The following is a 246-nucleotide window of genomic DNA, read 5'->3' as shown; positions in this document are numbered from 1 at the left end:
CGGTGGACACCGCGTCGTCCCGCATGGTCACCCCGTACAGCGCGTCAGCGACTTCCATGGTCCGTTTCTGGTGGGTAATGACGATCAACTGGCTGGATTCACGGAGTTCTTCGAAGATGGTGATCAGCCTGCCAAGGTTGGTGTCATCCAGCGCGGCTTCAACCTCGTCCATGACGTAGAAGGGCGACGGGCGGGCCTTGAAGATTGCCACCAGCAAAGCCACGGCTGTCAGGGAACGCTCACCCC

At 60.6% G+C, this 246-nt stretch carries 1 protein-coding gene; it reads right to left on the bottom strand.

The window, feature by feature from the left end:
• Positions 1 to 246: AAA family ATPase (locus tag SB772_RS44345; RefSeq protein WP_410839070.1), on the bottom strand; the 246-nt coding region annotated here is incomplete at both ends.

Origin of the sequence: Paraburkholderia sp. SIMBA_030 (assembly GCF_046535245.1) — a bacterium.
Lineage (GTDB): Bacteria > Pseudomonadota > Gammaproteobacteria > Burkholderiales > Burkholderiaceae > Paraburkholderia.
This window is presented reverse-complemented; position numbering and strand designations above follow the sequence as displayed.